Origin of the sequence: Escherichia sp. Lx600-2, from assembly GCF_036662595.1 — a bacterium.
Lineage (GTDB): Bacteria > Pseudomonadota > Gammaproteobacteria > Enterobacterales > Enterobacteriaceae > Escherichia > Escherichia coli.
Genome location: NZ_JAYQWM010000182.1, coordinates 1 through 2765, shown reverse-complemented (window position 1 = coordinate 2765; position 2765 = coordinate 1). Strand labels below are relative to the sequence as shown.

Sequence of the window (2765 nt, the reverse complement as noted above, 5' to 3'; positions counted from 1 at the left end):
ATTTATATTTCAATCGTTTGCGTAGTGATATCTGGAATGGGGTATCGGTGATTGCTTTTTGTGCTGTGCTATATAATGTCTCTCTTTTATTTATAGGGAGGTATAGTGTATCCATTTGGTATATTAGTCGAACTATTGAGTTGTTCAGCAAGTTAACAGTTATGGCGATATTCATGTGTCATGTATTCAGTGCGTTGCGCGTGACAAAGGATATTGCACATCGCGATCCATTAACCAATATTTTTAACAGAAATTATTTTTTCAATGAACTGAAAAATCAATCAGCATTAGCCAAAAAAAAACCGTACTGCGTCATGATTATGGATATTGACCACTTCAAAAAAGTCAATGACACCTGGGGGCATCCGGTTGGCGATCAAGTGATTAAAACAGTGGTGAAAATCATTGGGAAAAGTATACGGCCAAACGATCTTTTAGCACGCGTTGGCGGAGAAGAGTTTGGTGTTATGTTGACGGAGATCGATTATGAAAATGCGGAAGCCTTAGCTGAAAGGATTCGGGCAAATGTTGAGCGTTTGACGGGAGATAATCCTGAATATGCCATCCCACAAAAAGTAACGATTAGCATTGGTGCCGTGGTGATGCATGGAAATACGTTAAAACCGAATGAGATTTATCGGTTGGCTGATAAAGCGCTTTATAACGTGAAAGAGTCAGGACGTAACAAGGTTGTTATGACGGAGGCAGAAAATCTTATGAACTGGAAGGATGATGATTAATTCTGTCGCCAGTTGTCGAACCGCTGGTCGGGGCTTCTCATCCCCCCGGCATGTGCAACATACGAAAAAAAAGCCCGTACTTTCGTACGAGCTCTTCTTTAAATATGGCGGTGAGGGGGGGATTGACTCGCTTCGCTCGCCCTGCGGGCAGCCCGCTTACTGCGTTCACGGTCTGTCCAACTGGCAGTCGCCAGTTGTCGAACCCCGGTCGGGGCTTCTCATCCCCCCGGCATGTGCAACATACGAAAAAAAGCCCGTACTTTCGTACGAGCTCCTCTTTAAATATGGCGGTGAGGGGGACCGCCTGAAATAAATCTGACTTAATCCGGGAGTGTTATATAACCTCATTATAAACAATGCATTACAATTTTTGCTGTCCGATGTTATCTAATGTATTCTTAGTGAAGTGAGAGACTAATGGCATACTGAATGGCATACCAGAGTAACAGGAATTAGCGTATGGCAGTATTGACGGATACTAAAGCAAGGCATATCAAACCTGATGACAAACCATTGCCCCATGGGGGAATTACAGGACTGACTCTTCATCCTTCTTCAGTAAAGGGGAGGGGTAAATGGGTTTTTCGTTATGTAAGTCCGGTGACACAAAAAAGGCGTAATGCTGGATTGGGAACTTATCCTGAGGTCAGTATTGCTGAAGCTGCACGTACTGCCCGGATAATGCGAGAGCAACTTGCTGCAGGTGATGATCCTCTGGAGATTAAAAAGGCTGAAGCTGAAAAAGTTGTTATCCCAACATTTGCCGATGCAGCCCGGCGTGTACATGCAGAATTGTCACCGGGATGGGAAAACCCAAAGCATGTCAGGCAGTGGTTGTCGACGCTTGAAAATTACGTGTTTCCTCAACTGGGAGCAAAAACGCTGGATACGATTACGGCTGCGGACGTGGCAGAGACACTGCGTCCAGTCTGGTTGACCTTATCAGAAACGGCAAGCCGGGTTAAACAGCGCATTCATGTTGTTATGCAGTGGGGCTGGGCGCATGGTTTTTGTGTGGCGAATCCTGTTGATGTGGTTGATCATTTGCTTCCACAGCAATCAAGAGGACGTGATGAACACCAGCCGGCAATGCCCTGGAGGCAGTTACCGCTTTTTGTGGCGACCAGTGTGTATACAGATGAACCTTATAATGTTACCCGGGCACTGTTATTAATGGTGATACTGACAGCAACCCGCTCGGGCGAAGCAAGGGGAATGCGCTGGGCTGAAATTGATTTTCATAAGCGGATATGGACGATACCCGCAGAAAGAATGAAAGCCAGGATACAGCATCGTGTTCCTTTATCCCGACAGGCCATTCACGTTCTGGAAAATATACGTGGTCTGCATGACGAACTGGTGTTTCCTTCTCCCAGAAAGCAGCAGATCCTTTCAGATATGGTGTTGACGAGTTTTCTGCGTAAAAAGAAGGCCATCAGTGATATACCCGGACGAGTGGCTACAGCACATGGTTTTCGTTCAACATTCAGGGACTGGTGTAGCGAACAGGGATATTCGCGGGATTTGGCGGAAAGGGCGCTTGCCCATACGCTGAAAAATAAGGTTGAGGCGGCATATCACCGGACTGATCTGCTGGATCAGCGTATACCGATGATGCAGGCATGGGCGGATTATGTGATGTCTCAGATTATGGAAAACCAGCGATGAAATCACATCTCACAGATTTGCAGATGTCGTCTGTAATCACGAAAAATATACTTATTGAGTTATAATGCTTGTTTGTCTGATATTTGCAATGACATAAATGTAAAAATAATACGTAATATTGTAGTTTATAAATTGAATGATAAAAACAATGCCAGTTTGTAACCGATGTCTGGCATTGTTTCAGATATTCAGGTTGGTAACTGAATGATAAAAGACGGGAACTTTAATTTTTTGTAGTTATGTTCCATATTTTAGTCTGTTCTTCATTTCTGTACTTATTCAGCTTATGGTCCCAACAGACTATAAACATTCCACGCTCCATTATCGGGATGTTTGCCTCATTTGCTAATTCACAAG

Annotated in this window: 2 protein-coding genes and 1 other RNA gene; 2 read left to right on the top strand and 1 reads right to left on the bottom strand. The window is 44.3% G+C overall.

The genetic code is table 11. The annotated features are described in order from the left end of the window. Positions 1-740 (top strand): sensor domain-containing diguanylate cyclase (locus OQV04_RS24085; protein ID WP_332643164.1); only part of this gene is annotated, 740 nt, incomplete at its 5' end. 105 nt (positions 741-845) lie between these two features. Here OQV04_RS24085 and OQV04_RS24080 read toward each other — a convergent pair. Further along, positions 846-982: non-coding RNA, RtT sRNA (locus OQV04_RS24080), on the bottom strand. Positions 983-1199: 217 nt separating this feature from the next. On the opposite strand from OQV04_RS24080, the gene OQV04_RS24075 reads away from it, so the two are divergent. Then, positions 1200-2408 (top strand): tyrosine-type recombinase/integrase, encoded by a 1209-nt coding sequence (locus OQV04_RS24075; RefSeq protein ID WP_001562837.1) that lies wholly within the window; start codon positions 1200-1202, stop codon positions 2406-2408. Positions 2409-2765 lie beyond the last annotated feature (357 nt).

Excerpts from the sequence above, each read along its gene's own strand:
- OQV04_RS24075 (WP_001562837.1), top strand. The coding sequence starts at position 1,200 with ATGGCAGTATTGACGGATACTAAAGCAAGGCATATCAAACCTGATGAC.